The 638-nt window shown below is 42.5% G+C and carries 1 protein-coding gene; it reads right to left on the bottom strand.

Annotation, left to right across the window (positions count from 1 at the left end; translation table 11 throughout):
* Positions 1–387, bottom strand: a 387-nt coding sequence (locus R7040_RS27435) for a sodium:solute symporter family transporter (protein WP_411978221.1), incomplete at its 3' end; no start/stop codon positions are given.
* Positions 388–638 lie beyond the last annotated feature (251 nt).

Here is a 638-nt window from a genome sequence, read left to right as displayed (position 1 = left end):
AATAACACTTAACGGAATGATTACCCACGTGAAAAACTGCTCGTTAGTGTTACCAAAGCGGCGTTTTACCCCTTCAGTTGGTGTATCAACTCGCATTTGGCGGAAGCGGCGAGCAAAGTAGAAGTAAGCGAAAACGTACGCCACCATGTTGCCAACAAACACGGCCAATACCGCGAAGCCATCGTTAAACGCTTTACCCGCTGCACCGGTAAACGTCCATGCAGAGAACTGAGTCATAAATGCTGTGGCACCAACCATCCACCAAAGCATCTTACCGCCCCCGCGGAAATAGTCGCTGGTACTATTGCTTGCCATTTTTTTGAACAGCAAGCTGATTGCCACCATCAGGGCAAAGTAGCCTGCTATTACTAAGTAATCGTATTCCATAATAGAAACCTCGAAACGCTGTTTTAATTTAGATAAATTATATTTTCAAAAAACAAAACTAACTGAGACAAAAATCAAAACAACGGTTCATTTTTTATTTTTTGCGCTCAAACGTGATGAAGATCAATAGTGAGCGTCTTGTAAATAACTGCGGATCCATACTCGTCACTGCTGCATTCCCCTAGTTAATCTTAGAACCAAAAAGAGATTGTCACTGACAAGTCGAAAAGCGTAAAAATGCGACCGTTGTA

Source organism: Vibrio sp. 1069 (genome assembly GCF_033340555.1).
The sequence above is the reverse complement of the archived record's forward strand: the minus strand, read 5'-3'. Positions and strand labels throughout refer to the sequence as shown.